Below are 13,792 nucleotides of genomic sequence, written 5' to 3'. Positions count from 1 at the left end.
TGTGCGGGCATTTCTGTAGAAGCTGCTGTTTTGCCCTGCTGTCATTCCCGCGTACGATCTATAGGGTTTCAAGCTACTTTGCCCAGCGCCGCAAGTCCTCCCGGTCGACGACCGGATTAACTCTGTGCGGCAACGGATAACTGAAACTGCTGACCGTCGACTCTGCAGATTGGGCAACAGGTGGAAATCACCGTAATGGTGGCGCTGGTTATAACGCTGGCGCTTTTCTTCGACTTCACCAACGGATTTCATGACACCGCCAACGCGATGGCCACGCCCATCGCGACCGGTGCCATCAAACCCAAAACGGCAGTCGCCCTGGCGGCGGTGCTGAATCTGGTGGGCGCGTTTCTTTCCACGGAAGTGGCCAAGACCGTGTCCGGCGGCATCATCAAGGAAGGTTCCGACGGGATTCAGATCACCCCGGACATCATCTTCGCGGGACTGATGGGCGCGATCCTCTGGAACATGATCACCTGGCTGAAAGGCCTGCCGTCCAGTTCCTCGCACGCGCTCTTCGGCGGCCTGATCGGCGCCGCCATCGCCGGCATCGGCATCCACTCGATAAACCTCGAGGGCCTCATGCAGAAGGTGATCCTCCCGGCAATCTTCGCTCCGGTCATTGCCGCCAGCGTCGCCTACCTCTGCACGAAGCTGGCCTACGCGCTGACCGCACGCCACGACCCGGAAACCGGCAGCAAGCTCACCCAGAAGCGCGGCGGCTTCCGCACCGGCCAGATCTTCACCTCCAGCCTGGTCGCCCTCGCCCACGGAACCAACGACGCGCAGAAGACCATGGGCATCATCACGCTCGTGTTGATCGCGGCGGGCACCCAGCAGACCGGCTCCGGTCCCCAGTTCTGGGTCATCGCCGCCTGCGCTTTCGCCATCGCGATCGGCACGTATGCCGGTGGCTGGCGGATCATCCGGACCATGGGATCCGGACTCACCGACGTGAAGCCCGCCCAGGGCTTCGCCGCGGAAAGCAGCACGGCCTCCGCAATCCTTGCCTCCTCGCAGTTGGGATTTGCACTGTCCACCACGCAGGTAGCCTCCGGCTCCGTAATCGGATCGGGCCTCGGCCGCCGCGGCACGTCAGTCCGCTGGGGAACCGCAGGAAAAATTGCGCTCGGCTGGCTCTTCACCCTCCCGGCCGCCGGAATCGTCGGCGCGCTCACCGCAATCCTGGTGAAGACCGGCGTCGTCGGCGTGGTCATCGCCGCCGTCGCGGGCACCGGTGCTGTGCTGTACATGTTCCTCCACTCGAGGAAGTCGCATGTGGGACACCATAACGCCGTCGAGGTCGAAGAAGCCGGCCAGGCCGTGCGCTTCCGCAAGAAGAAGGCCATTGCCGTCAGTCGTAGAAACAACAAGCCGAAGGGCGGCCAGTAATGAAGTGGCTGGAACTCGTGCAGGTCGCGGGCGCAACGCTCGTCGCCGCGGTGACCGTCGTCGTCCTCTACTCCCTCGGAGTCCGGCTCACCGCCATTGCCGGTGACATCCAGGAGAGCAGGCCGGGCTGGGTGCGGCCGCTGTCTTACGTGTGCTTCGGCCTGTGCGGCGTCGCTGTCCTCTTCGGGCTGTACCTGATCATTCCCTATTTCAGCAAGTAGCCGGCTCTGGGCACTCCGGTCCGGAATCGCTAGGCTGGGGCCATGCCGAGCTTCCAGTACTTTGTGGCCTCGTCCCTGGACGGATTCATAGCGACTGCCGATGACAATCTGGACTGGCTGTTGCAGTTCGACGGCTTCGCCGGCGGCAAGGAAAGCTACGACGCGTTCATGGCCGAGGTCGGGTGCATCGTCATGGGCGGCGGAACGTACGCCTGGCTGATGGAGCACGAACCCGGCAACTGGCCCTATCCGACCACGCCGTGCTGGGTCTTCACCCACCACGAACTTTCGGCTCCTCAAGGATCCGACATCACCTTCGTCCGCGGGCCGGTCGGGGAGTTCGTCGAGGACCTCAAGGAGCGGGCCGGCGGGCGGAACGTCTGGATAGTGGGCGGCGGCGTACTCGCCGCGCAGTTCGCCGACGCCGGAGCGCTGGACGAACTGATCATCTCGATCATCCCGGTGGTGCTTGGCAACGGCAAGGCGGTGCTTCCGATGACCGGCCCGACGCAGCCGCTGGAGTTGATCGCCTCCCACGCCATGGGCCGTGGAATCCTGGAGTTGCGTTACGGCTTCGGTGGTCAGCGGGTCTGAGGCGCCGCGGGTCTGAGGCGCCGGTGTTGAGGTTTTACGCGGCGATGTCCCGGATCAGGTTGGTGATGCGCGCAGTGGACAGCCGGCGGCCCTGCTCGTCGGTCATCACGATTTCATGTGTGGTGAGGGTACGGCCGAGGTGGATGGCAATGCACGTCCCCGTGACGGTGCCCTTCGCGATGGCCCGGTGGTGCGTCGCCCCGACCTCTATCCCAAGGGCCTGGCGTTTGGGGCCGGCGTGCATTCCGGCTGCAAAGGAACCCAGGGTTTCGGCGAGGACCACATGAGCCCCGCCATGCAGGATGCCGGCCACCTGGGTGTTGCCTTCCACCGGCATGGTGGCCACCGTGCGCTCGGGGCTTATCTCCAGGAAATGGATCCCCATCTTGACCACGAGGGTGCCAACGCCGTACTGGCCGAGCCAACCATGCATTTCCTCGGGAACTCCCGCGGCCGCCAGCTCTGCCGCAAACGGGCCGGGCGTGAAATTGTCCATCATGCCAACTAGGCTGGCACCTGTGAGTGAAACTACCAAACCTGCCCCTTCCGCCCTCCCCCCTTCCCCCCTCCCGGCAGACGCAGCAGCGGCAGGGGACGCATCCGTCCTGGTCGCTGAACCGGTTCAGAGGCCCCGCCGCTCTGACGCGGAGGTTTCAGCGACGGTGGCGCCGGTGGTTCCCATCACGGACCAGCCCCGCTTGATGGTCCTCGACGGCCACTCCATGGCCTTCCGGGCCTTCTTCGCGCTGCCGGCGGACAAGTTCTCCACTGCCAACGGTCAGCACACCAACGCGATCCATGGGTTTACGTCCATGCTCATCAACCTCATCAAGGAACAGAAGCCCACGCACATTGCCGTAGCCTTCGACGTCTCGGATGAAACCACCCACCGCAAGGCCGAGTACAGCGATTACAAGGGTGGTCGCAACGAAACCCCCCGGGAGATGAGCGGCCAGATCGACCTCATTGACAAGGTCATGCGCGCGTGGGGCATCAAGACGATCAAGCTGCCCGGCTACGAAGCCGACGACATTCTGGCCACGCTGGCCGCCATGGGAGAACGGGCCGGCTACGAGGTGCTGCTCGTGTCTGGCGACCGCGACGCCTTCCAGCTCATCACGGAAAACGTGGTCGTGCTCTACCCGAAAAAAGGGGTGAGCGATATTCCCCGAATGGACGCGGCAGCCATCCAGGAGAAGTACTTCGTCAGCCCCGCGCAGTACTCGGACCTTGCCGCCCTGGTGGGGGAGTCGGCGGACAACCTCCCCGGTGTTCCCGGCGTCGGTCCCAAAACGGCAGCCAAGTGGATCAACCTCTACGGCGGGCTCGAGGGAGTCCTCGAGAACCTGGAGTCGATCGGCGGGAAGGTGGGGGACGCCCTGCGCGAACATGTGGAGTCGGTCAGGCGCAACCGGCGGTTGAACAGGCTCCACACCGATCTGGAACTCCCGGTAACGCTGGACGAGCTTGCCGATCCGCGGCCGGACCAAACAGCCCTCGAGGAGCTGTTCGACACCCTCGAATTCAAGACCATCCGCAGCCGGCTCTTTGCCCTTTACGGCGATGAGGTGCCGGAAAGCGCGGAGCGGGAAAGCCTCGACACGCCGCATTTCGTGACCCCCACCGGGGCGGCTGAGCTGCGTGCCTTCCTGGCCGCAGGCGCCGGGCAGCGATCCGCGGTAGCCGTCGATCTCGTCCCGGGCCGGATTGGCGAGGATGCCGCGGCACTGGCGATCGTCCGTGACGGCGCCGCCGCCTACATCGAGCTGGCCAGCCAGGACGCCGACTCCGAGAACGCCCTGGCAGCTTGGCTCCGGGACCCTGGGTCGGCCAAGGTGATGCACGGGTACAAGGCTGCCCTGAAGGCGTTGACGGCCCGTGGTTTGGCCCTCGAGGGCGTGGTGGATGACACCTCGATCTCCGGCTATCTCATCGAGCCGGACCGCCGCAGCTATGAGCTCGCGGAGTTGGCGCAGCACCACCTCAACATCGGAATCTCCACCGCCGCGGCGAAAGCGGGGCAGCTGGAGCTGGACTTTGATGGCGATGAAGCCGCCGCCGGCGCACTCGTCCAGGTTGCCGCCGTCGTCCACGCCCTGAGCTGCTACTTCGAGGCGGAGCTGAAGGAACGCCAGGCGCAGGAGCTCCTGTCCACCCTCGAGCTTCCGGTCAGCCGGGTCCTGGCCGACATGGAACTCGCCGGGATCTCCATCGACATGCGGCGGATGGACGAGCAGCTGTCCGATCTTGCCAAGGTGATCGACAACGCGCAGGAGCTGGCGTTCGCCGCGATCGGCCACGAGGTGAACCTGGGATCGCCCAAGCAGCTGCAGACGGTGCTCTTCGACGAGCTCCAGCTGCCCAAGACCAAGAAGATCAAGTCCGGTTACACCACCGACGCGGCCTCGCTGAAGAACCTCCTGGAAAAGACCGGGCATGAATTCCTGGTCCAGCTGATGGCGCACCGCGAATCCGCCAAGTTGCGGCAGATGCTGGAGACACTGAAGAAGTCCGTCGCCGAGGACGGCCGGATCCACACCACGTACGCGCAGAATGTGGCCGCGACGGGGCGGATCTCGTCCAACAACCCGAACCTCCAGAACATCCCCATCCGCAGTGAGGAGGGCCGCCGCGTGCGCGGCATCTTTGTAGTCAGCGAGGGCTACGAGTGCCTGCTCTCGGCGGACTACTCGCAGATCGAAATGCGGATCATGGCGCACCTTTCCGGCGACGCGGGGCTGATCGCGGCCTACAGGGAAGGCGAGGACCTTCATCGCTTCGTGGGCTCCAACATTTTCCATGTGCCCACCGAGGAGGTCACCAGCGCGATGCGCTCCAAGGTCAAGGCCATGTCCTACGGCCTTGCCTACGGGCTGACCTCCTTCGGTCTCTCCAAGCAGCTGGAGATTTCCGTGGATGAGGCACGCACCCTTATGAAGGAATACTTCGACAGGTTCGGCGCTGTCCGCGACTACCTCCGCGGCGTCGTGGACCAGGCACGCATCGACGGCTATACGGCCACCATCGAAGGCCGCCGGCGTTACCTCCCGGATCTCACCAGCTCGGACCGGCAACTTCGCGAGAACGCGGAGCGCATCGCGCTGAACTCACCCATCCAGGGATCGGCCGCCGACATCATCAAGCGGGCCATGCTTGGCGTCTCCGGCGCGCTGGCCGAGCAGGGGCTCAAATCGCGCATGCTCCTGCAGGTCCATGACGAACTTGTCCTTGAGGTCGCCACCGGGGAGCGGGAGGCCGTGGAGAGGCTGGTCACCGAACAGATGGGCGCTGCGGCCGACCTCAGAGCGTTCCGCTGGAAGTCCAGATCGGCGTCGGCCCCACCTGGTACGACGCCGGGCATTAGGCTGTTCCGCCCCGGCTTTGCCGGGCGGCGGGATTCACCGGCAGTTCTTTTCACAGGGGGAAGTACGTGGCAGGGCAGTACGAGATCAGGCGGTTCCGGGCGGCAGAGAAGGACGGACCGGGCTACGCCGCGGGCGCGGAGTGGCTCCGCGGCGTCGGCGTCGGCTTCTACGACGACCGGCACAAGGAAGAGTTCGTGGACAAGCTCCTGGCCATGAACCGGGTGGACAACCGGGAACTGACCGGGGTCTACCAGGGTGAGGTGGCGGCCCACTCCCTGGCCAGGGACGTTCCAGTCGCCACCTTCGCGACCTTTCGGAAGGAGCTGAACATCGGTTACGGCCGGCAGCTGCCGGCCCACATGGTCACCTCCGTTACGGTGCGCGGCACGCACCGCCGCCAGGGGCTGCTGCGCCGGATGATGACGGAGGACCTGACGGCCGCCCGCGCTGACGGGATGGCCGTAGCCGCCCTGACGGCCTCGGAAGCGTCGATCTACGAACGATTCGGCTACGGCGTCGCCACCTTTGAACGCATCATCCAGGTGGATACCGGGCCGCGGTTCCGGCTCCGGCATGGCGCCACCGGCCGGGTGGAAATCGCCGACCCCAGGGTTCTGCTGGACCTCGCCCCCGAGGTGTTTGCCCGCGTCCACCGGCATACTCCCGGTTCGCTGGGCCGTCAGGAGGCGTACCGGCAAAGGGTTTCCGGGGCCTGGTCCAAAGACGGTTCCGAGGACGGCGCGGTCAAGTGCGCCCTGCACTACGACGCCGACGGTACTGTGGACGGCTACGTTTCCTACAAGTTTGCCGGCTGGGAGGCCAAACCTCCGATGGTCAAGATTGTGGACCTGCTGGCTGCCACCGACGCAGCGTATCTGGAGCTGTGGCAGTTCCTGGGCAGCATCGACCTGGTGGAGCGGGTCAGCTGGCAGGAGTCACCGGTTGACGATCCGCTGGGCTGGGCGCTGGAGGACGCGCGCTGCATCGAGGCCTCGGACCACCGCGACATGCTCTGGCTCAGGATCCTGGACACCGCGGCGGCCCTGGCGGCGCGCCGCTATACCGCGGACGGCACCCTCGTCCTGCGGATCCTGGACGGCCTCGGACTTGCCGGCGGGACGTTCGAGCTGGTGGTGCGCGACGGCGACGCCACCGTCACCCGGGTGGGGGAGGACCGCGGAACGGATCTGGTCATGGACGTCGCGGCGCTGGGCTCCATCTACCTCGGCGGTGTCTGCCCGGTCACGCTTGCCGCTGCCGGCCGGATCAGCCAGCGCGCCGCCGGAGCAGCGCTGACCGCCCGGCGGATGTTCGCCGTCGAGCGCGCACCGCACTGCCTCACCCACTTCTGAACGGAAAACGGGCGCCCCGCCGGACCGCTCGGCCACCCGTTGCGCTTTGACCGGCGTTGACGTAAACGACTAGACTAAGCGGGCGTGGACTACGTGCGCGCATCTACAATCCACAAATCAGGAAGACCCGGCTGATCGCAGTTGAGACGCCGTGCGTTTGGCTTGCATTCCATAGTGCGGGCGAAGTGGTTTCCCTGACCGACTAACTATCCACAACGGAGCCCCTACTACATGACCATCACCTCCACCGAGAAGCCCGGTACCCCCGTAGTCGCCATTAACGACATCGGTACCGCTGAGGACTTCCTCGCAGCAGTCGACGCCACCATCAAGTACTTCAACGACGGAGATCTCGTCGAAGGTACCGTCGTCAAGGTTGACCGCGATGAAGTTCTGCTCGACATCGGTTACAAGACCGAAGGTGTCATTCCCTCCCGTGAGCTTTCCATCAAACACGATGTTGATCCCGGAGACGTCGTCTCCGTCGGCGATCTGGTCGAAGCCCTGGTGCTCACCAAGGAAGACAAAGAAGGCCGCCTGATCCTCTCCAAGAAGCGTGCTCAGTACGAGCGTGCCTGGGGCGACATCGAGAAGGTCAAGGAAGAAGACGGTGTTGTCACCGGTACCGTCATCGAGGTTGTCAAGGGTGGTCTTATCCTCGACATCGGTCTGCGCGGCTTCCTGCCCGCATCCCTCGTCGAGATGCGCCGTGTGCGCGACCTTGCTCCGTACATCGGTCAGCAGATCGAAGCCAAGATCATCGAGCTGGACAAGAACCGCAACAACGTTGTGCTGTCCCGCCGTGCCTGGCTCGAACAGACCCAGTCCGAGGTCCGCTCCACGTTCCTCAACAAGCTGGAAAAGGGCCAGGTTCGTCCCGGCGTCGTTTCCTCCATCGTCAACTTCGGTGCCTTCGTGGACCTGGGCGGCGTAGACGGCCTGGTACACGTTTCCGAGCTGTCCTGGAAGCACATCGACCACCCGTCCGAGGTTGTCGAAGTCGGCCAGGAAGTCACCGTCGAGGTTCTCGAGGTCGACCTGGACCGCGAGCGTGTTTCCCTGTCGCTCAAGGCTACGCAGGAAGATCCGTGGCAGACCTTCGCCCGCACCCACGCCCTCGGGCAGGTTGTTCCGGGTAAGGTCACCAAGCTGGTTCCGTTCGGCGCGTTCGTCCGCGTTGAAGACGGCATCGAAGGCCTGGTCCACATCTCCGAGCTCGCAGTCCGCCACGTTGAGCTGGCCGAGCAGGTTGTGTCCGTTGGTGACGAGCTGTTCGTCAAGGTCATCGACATCGACCTCGAGCGTCGCCGCATCTCCCTCTCCCTCAAGCAGGCTAACGAGGGCGTTGACGCTGAGAGCACCGAATTCGATCCGGCTCTCTACGGCATGGCCGCTGAGTACGACGAAGAAGGCAACTACAAGTACCCGGAGGGCTTCGACCCGGAGTCCAACGAGTGGCTTGAAGGCTACGAGACGCAGCGCGCCGTCTGGGAGCAGCAGTACGCTGACGCCCAGACCCGCTGGGAAGCACACAAGAAGCAGGTTGCCCAGCACGCTGCCGACGACGCTGCAGCTGCAACGTCCGGCGAGAGCGACTCCGGCACCACCAGCTACTCCTCCGAGCCGGCTGCAACCGAGACCGGTGCAGGCACGCTTGCTTCGGACGAGGCTCTTGCAGCACTGCGCGAGAAGCTGACCGGCAACTAATTTGCCGCCAGCTCCCGAGCGATCGAGGGCTGACTCAAGCGGGCCCCTGCCATATGCAGGGGCCCGCTTTTGCATCAAGACGCCCGGGCCGCGTTGACCCTCGCGGAACTCGGGAGGACATGTCCAGTCCTGGGAGGAATCACGGGGGGACATGTCCAGTCCTGGGTCCGGGGAATGGGCACCATGGGTCTATGCCCAGCGGCGTGGCCCAAGGCTGGGCATGTCCATGCCACGGGTGTGGGACCTACGGGGGGGACATGTCCAGTCCTGGGTCCGGGGAATGGGCACCATGGGTCTATGCCCAGCGGCATGGCCCAAGGCTGGGCATGTCCATGCCGCGGGCGTGGCCCCGGAGGACATGCCCCTGGCAGGAATCACGGGAGGACATGCCCAGTCCTGGGCTCGAAGAATGGGCACTTGGGCACTGTGTCCAGCGGTCGAGGGGAGCATGGGGCATGTCCCCCGGGGGTGCACGTGGGGGAGCCCGCGTCAGAGCAGCGGGATGCGGGCCTTCACCGGCACCGCCGCGGCGCCGGATGCTGCGGCGAACACCAGCTCGGCGCCGGCCCCGCGCAGCAGGGCGAGCGCCGCGCCGTTGCCGGCGGTCGTGTCAGCGTCCAATCCGGTGGCGCCGGAGGCCGCGGCGTGGGCCTTCACCTGCCGCAGGGCCTCGTGGCCGATACCCCGGCCGCGCCAGCCCCGCGCCATCCAGATCCCGGTTTCGAGAGTCCCCGGTCCCGTCCACCTGAGCCGGATGGAGCCGGCCAGCTCCCCGTCGCAGCGGATGGCCCAGCTCTTCTGCTGTGCGGGGCCGTCGAGCCCTGACGCCGCGTGGTGGTATCCGCGGAACCAGCTGATCCGCTCCGAGCTCCAGCCGGCCCCGCTGCCCAGCGGTGGCGTCACCTCGTCGGCATCGGCGTCCCGGATCGCGACAGCCAGGAGGTGCTCCAGCACGTCCTCCCCGACATCCACGAGCGACACGGTAAGGGACAACTCAGCTGATGGGGACATCGACCCACTCCGTTTCTCCGGGCACCAGCACCGCGCGTCCCGCTGACAGGCCCGCGAGCCGCTCAGCGGCCTCGTCCAGCCCGGCCGGATCGTCCGGCAGGGCGATCCTGAGAGTAGTATTCTGCGCCTCGTAACTCGTGTCCGCCATGACATAGCCCGCGGCGCGCAGGTCATTTTCCAGCCGGCCCGCCGCCGTGTGCGGCACTGGAACGGCGCAGATGCGCAGCCGTCGCCGTTTCACCAGCCGCGTCTGGTCCAGGGCAGCGGACACGGATTCGGAGTAGGCCCGTACCAGTCCGCCCGCGCCGAGCAGGATTCCGCCGAAATAGCGTACGACGACGGCCGTCACGTCGCTGAGGTCCGTCACCCCGGGAGCGGTCTCACGTTTGAGCAGCGCCTCCAGCATCGGGGCGCCGGCCGTCCCGGAGGGCTCGCCGTCGTCATTGGAGCGTTGCACGCTCCGGTCTGCCCCCAGGACGAACGCCGAGCAGTGGTGCCGTGCATCGTAAAATTCCTTGCGGAGCCCGGCCAGCACCGACCGGGCCCGTTCCTCGTCTCCCGTGCGGTGCAGCACGGTGATGAACCGGGAACGCTTGACCTCAAACTCGTGCCGGAACTCCGGTTCGGCCAGCGTCGTGTACGCCGTGGCCCGGCTCTCCGCGATCACTGCATCATCTGCCACCGGATCAGTTTAGTCTGGGGGAGTGCTGAAGATCGGGTTAACGGGCGGCATAGCCTCAGGGAAGTCAGTGGTTGCCTCGCGCCTGCGCGATCTCGGCGCGGTGCTGGTCGACGCCGACGCGCTTGCGCGGGAAGTCGTCGAGCCGGGGAGTTCCGGACTGGCGCGGGTCGTCGAAGCGTTCAGCTCCGGAATCCTGACACCGGACGGCCACCTAGACCGCCCCCGGTTGGGAGCCCTGGTCTTCGGCGACCCGGAACGCCTCGCGGTGCTGAACGGCATCGTCCATCCCCTCGTCCGGGAGCGCGCCGCCGCGCTGGTGGCCGGTGCCCCGGCGGGGGCCGTCGTGGTCCAGGACATCCCGCTCCTGGTGGAAACCGGGCAGGGAAGCCACTTCCATCTGGTCCTGGTGGTGGACGCTCCGGACGCGGTCCGGGTGCAGCGGATGGTGCAACACCGGCATATGACCGAAGAGGACGCCCACGCCAGAATGTCTGCCCAGGCCTCGCGGGAGGACCGGTTGGCCGCTGCCGACGTCGTGCTGGACAACTCGGGTTCAAAAGAGGAACTGCGCGACGCCGTGGACCGGCTCTGGAAGTTCCGGCTGGTACCCTTCGCAGCAAATCTGAAGGACCGCCGTGTCGCCCCCCGGACGGGCGGGCCAGTGATCACGACGGCCAAACCGGACTGGCCGGCGCAGGCCGGACGGCTGATCGCGCGCCTGCAGGCAGCGGCCCCGCAGGAGATCGTGGCGCTGGACCACGTCGGCTCCACTGCCGTTCCCGGGCTCGACGCCAAGGACGTTCTCGACCTCCAGCTCGGCGTGTGGGACATGGCCGCCGCGGACCGGATCGCACCGCTGCTGGCCGAAGCCGGGTTCCCGCGCTGGCCGGGGACCGTCTCGGACAATCCCAAGCCGGCCCATCCGGACCCGGCCGACTGGGTCAAGCGGCTGCACGGCAATGCGGACCCCGGCCGGGCCGTCAACGTCCACATCCGGGCCGCAGGGTCGCCGGGCTGGCGTTTTGCGCTCTGCTTCCGCGATTGGCTGCGCGACGACGCCGCCGCCCGGGTTGATTACCTGGCCGAAAAGCGCCGGGTTGCCAGGCGTCACGTCGCGGACAAGTCCACTGCCGGATACGCTGCCGACAAGGAGAGCTGGTTCACCGACTATGCCGCCCCACGGATGGAGGCCTGGGCGCAGCGCACGGGCTGGCAGCCGCCGTCGTACGGCGCAGCCGCCGGAACAGCGGCGGGCGTAGCGGGCGGCACAGCGGAAGGAACCGGCACGGGGACCCGGGGCTCCTCGGGAGCCGGACCCGGTACCGCCCAAAGCTGAATCCCGAATTCTTGTCGCCGCCCGGCGGTAAATTAGATGCATGAGTCTTGCCCAGGAGATCAACCGTGTCGTGGCGCCGTTCGAGGTCATCAGCGAGTTCCAGCCGGCGGGTGACCAGCCGACTGCCATCGCCGAACTGACCGAGCGCATCAAGGGCGGCGAAAAGGACGTGGTGCTGCTCGGAGCCACCGGTACCGGCAAGAGCGCTACGACGGCCTGGCTGGTCGAACAGGTCCAGCGGCCCACCCTGGTGATGGTGCAGAACAAGACCCTCGCCGCGCAGCTGGCCAACGAATTCCGCGAACTGCTCCCGAACAACGCGGTCGAGTACTTCGTCTCCTACTACGACTACTACCAGCCCGAGGCCTATGTCGCGCAGACGGACACCTTCATCGAGAAGGATTCCTCCGTCAACGAGGAGGTGGAACGACTCCGGCACTCCGCCACGAACGCGCTGCTGACCCGGCGGGACGTGATCGTGGTGGCCACCGTCTCCTGCATCTACGGCCTCGGCACCCCGGAAGAATACATTGCCGGCATGGTGACCCTCCGCAAGGGGGCGGAGATGAACCGGGACGCCCTGCTGCGCAAGTTCGTCTCCATGCAGTACGCCCGGAACGACATGGACTTCCACCGCGGCACGTTCCGGGTCCGCGGCGACACCGTGGAAATCATCCCGATGTACGAGGAGCTGGCGATCCGGATCGAGTTCTTCGGGGACGAGATCGAGAACATCTACACCCTGCACCCGCTCACCGGGGAGGTCCTCCGGGACGAGACCGAGATGTACGTCTTCCCGGCCTCGCACTACGTGGCCGGTCCGGAACGCATGGGCCGGGCGATCAAGCGGATCGAGGACGAACTGGCCGAGCGGCTCGCGGTGCTTGAGAGCCAGAACAAGCTCGTGGAAGCCCAGCGGCTCCGGATGCGCACCACCTACGACCTGGAGATGATGCAGCAGATGGGCTTCTGCAACGGCATCGAGAACTATTCTTCGCACATCGACGGCCGCGCCCGCGGGACCGCGCCGCACTGCCTCATCGACTACTTCCCGGACGACTTCCTCCTGGTCATTGATGAATCCCACGTGACGGTGCCGCAGATCGGCGCCATGTACGAGGGCGACATGTCCCGCAAGCGGAACCTGGTGGACCATGGCTTCCGGCTGCCCTCGGCAATGGACAACCGGCCGCTCAAATGGGACGAGTTCCAGGACCGCGTCGGCCAGACCGTCTATCTGTCTGCCACCCCGGGCAAGTACGAGCTCGGCAAGTCCGACGGTTTCGTCCAGCAGATCATCCGTCCCACCGGCCTGATCGACCCCCAAGTCATCGTCAAACCCACCAAGGGCCAGATCGATGACCTCCTGGGTGAGATCCGGACCCGCACGGCAAAGAATGAACGCGTCCTGGTCACCACCCTGACAAAGCGGATGGCCGAGGATCTTACCGATTACCTGCTGGGCCACGGCGTCAAGGTCGAATACCTGCACTCGGACGTCGACACCCTCCGCCGGGTGGAACTGCTCCGCGAACTCCGGATGGGCGTCTTCGACGTCCTGGTGGGCATCAACCTGCTCCGTGAAGGCCTTGACCTGCCGGAGGTATCGCTTGTGAGCATCCTGGACGCGGACAAGGAAGGGTTCCTGCGCTCGGCGACCTCGCTGATCCAGACCATCGGCCGTGCCGCACGCAATGTCTCCGGCGAAGTCCACATGTACGCGGACCGCATCACCGATTCCATGGCCAAGGCGATCGACGAGACCAACCGCCGCCGCGAGATCCAGGTCGCGTACAACACCGAAAAAGGGATCGATCCGCAGCCGCTGCGGAAGAAAATCGCGGACATCACGGATCAGATCGCCAAGGAGGATGCGGACACCCGCGAACTGCTGGCCGCCGCGGGCAAGGCACGCGGCAAGGGCAAGGGCGCTTCCAAGGTCCGGGCCGACGGGCTCGCGGCCGCTCCTGCCGAGGACCTCGTGGGACTGATCGAACAGCTGACCGAACAGATGCACGCCGCCGCCGCGGAGCTCCAGTTCGAACTCGCCGCCCGCCTGCGCGACGAGGTCGGCGAGCTGAAGAAGGAACTCCGGCAGATGCAGTCCGCCGGGCACGCCTAGGGTAAAGTGG

10 protein-coding genes and 1 pseudogene are annotated in these 13,792 nt (G+C 65.9%); 8 read left to right on the top strand and 3 right to left on the bottom strand.

Annotated elements, in window-relative coordinates; translation table 11 throughout:
• Positions 1–180 precede the first annotated feature (180 nt).
• Genes QFZ69_RS10040 through QFZ69_RS10030 form a run of 3 tightly spaced genes read left to right on the top strand, consistent with a single transcriptional unit; the run spans position 181 to position 2,207 of the window.
• The gene (locus QFZ69_RS10040) at positions 181–1,392 is read left to right on the top strand and encodes an inorganic phosphate transporter (protein WP_306917772.1); all 1,212 of its coding nucleotides are present in this window, start codon (positions 181–183) and stop codon (positions 1,390–1,392) included.
• The gene (locus QFZ69_RS10035) at positions 1,392–1,613 is read left to right on the top strand and encodes a hypothetical protein (protein WP_306917770.1); all 222 of its coding nucleotides are present in this window, start codon (positions 1,392–1,394) and stop codon (positions 1,611–1,613) included. Before QFZ69_RS10040 ends, QFZ69_RS10035 begins: the two co-directional genes overlap by 1 nt.
• Positions 1,614–1,655: 42 nt before the next feature.
• Entirely contained in the window at positions 1,656–2,207 is a 552-nt protein-coding gene (locus QFZ69_RS10030) for a dihydrofolate reductase family protein (RefSeq protein WP_306917769.1), read from the top strand.
• Between the two features lie 34 nt (positions 2,208–2,241).
• Here the strand turns inward: QFZ69_RS10030 and QFZ69_RS10025 are convergent, their stop codons facing one another.
• Positions 2,242–2,706 carry a hotdog fold thioesterase gene (locus QFZ69_RS10025; RefSeq protein WP_306917768.1) on the bottom strand — a complete coding sequence of 155 codons (465 nt, stop codon included), beginning with the start codon at positions 2,704–2,706 and terminating at the stop codon, positions 2,242–2,244.
• Between the two features lie 223 nt (positions 2,707–2,929).
• Between QFZ69_RS10025 and polA the strand changes: the two are divergent.
• The 3 genes and pseudogenes from polA to rpsA all read left to right on the top strand — a co-directional run bounded on the left by polA (position 2,930) and on the right by rpsA (position 8,631).
• Positions 2,930–5,571 (top strand): annotated as a pseudogene (gene polA, locus QFZ69_RS10020) (DNA polymerase I).
• A gap of 66 nt (positions 5,572–5,637) precedes the next feature.
• Positions 5,638–6,924, top strand: coding sequence for a GNAT family N-acetyltransferase (locus QFZ69_RS10015; RefSeq protein ID WP_306917766.1), 1,287 nt, complete (start codon positions 5,638–5,640; stop codon positions 6,922–6,924).
• A gap of 231 nt (positions 6,925–7,155) precedes the next feature.
• Positions 7,156–8,631: a 30S ribosomal protein S1 gene (rpsA, locus tag QFZ69_RS10010; RefSeq protein WP_306917764.1), complete on the top strand. Its 1,476-nt coding sequence runs from the start codon at positions 7,156–7,158 to the stop codon at positions 8,629–8,631.
• A gap of 489 nt (positions 8,632–9,120) precedes the next feature.
• On the opposite strand, the gene QFZ69_RS10005 is transcribed toward rpsA, so the two are convergent.
• Positions 9,121–9,642 (bottom strand): GNAT family N-acetyltransferase, encoded by a 522-nt coding sequence (locus tag QFZ69_RS10005; protein ID WP_306917762.1) that lies wholly within the window; start codon positions 9,640–9,642, stop codon positions 9,121–9,123.
• Positions 9,626–10,324: a YigZ family protein gene (locus tag QFZ69_RS10000; protein WP_306917760.1), complete on the bottom strand. Its 699-nt coding sequence runs from the start codon at positions 10,322–10,324 to the stop codon at positions 9,626–9,628. Before QFZ69_RS10000 ends, QFZ69_RS10005 begins: the two co-directional genes overlap by 17 nt.
• Positions 10,325–10,346: 22 nt before the next feature.
• On the opposite strand from QFZ69_RS10000, the gene coaE reads away from it, so the two are divergent.
• On the top strand, positions 10,347–11,660 hold the full coding sequence (coaE, locus tag QFZ69_RS09995; protein WP_306917758.1) for a dephospho-CoA kinase: 1,314 nt from the start codon (positions 10,347–10,349) through the stop codon (positions 11,658–11,660).
• 40 nt (positions 11,661–11,700) lie between these two features.
• Positions 11,701–13,782, top strand: coding sequence for an excinuclease ABC subunit UvrB (gene uvrB / locus QFZ69_RS09990; RefSeq protein ID WP_306917757.1), 2,082 nt, complete (start codon positions 11,701–11,703; stop codon positions 13,780–13,782).
• The last annotated feature ends 10 nt before the right edge of the window (positions 13,783–13,792 follow it).

Source organism: Arthrobacter sp. V1I7 (assembly GCF_030817015.1).
Classification (GTDB): Bacteria; Actinomycetota; Actinomycetes; order Actinomycetales; family Micrococcaceae; genus Arthrobacter.
The sequence above is the reverse complement of the archived record's forward strand: the minus strand, read 5'-3'. Positions and strand labels throughout refer to the sequence as shown.